Source organism: Parendozoicomonas sp. 2304DJ65-17 (assembly GCF_058148445.1).
The window spans coordinates 1-241 of sequence record NZ_JBYVJV010000095.1 but is presented as its reverse complement, the minus strand read 5'-3'; the positions used below and the strand labels follow the sequence as shown (position 1 = coordinate 241).

The 241-nt window shown below is 46.5% G+C and carries 1 protein-coding gene; it reads left to right on the top strand.

From position 1 onward, the window contains the following. Window positions 1-241: hypothetical protein (locus ACY2RR_RS24655; protein WP_490110845.1), on the top strand; the 241-nt coding region annotated here is incomplete at both ends.

Genomic DNA, 241 nt, shown 5'->3' with positions numbered 1-241 from the left:
GACACTTGGTTTGATACTGTCACTCTTAAGGTGCGCGATAAAGACGCCATTGTTAGACGTTCCCGCGAAGCTGGCATTTGCCTGCGTGAAACTGACGATGCCCTGATCGGTATTTCTCTCGATGAAGCAACTAGTCGTGATGATATCGTGTTTCTGTGGGATGTTGTTCTTGGTGAAGGTCATGGCCTGAATGTAAAGACTCTTGATACAGACCTACATGAAAAGGCTTCCTCCTCTATTC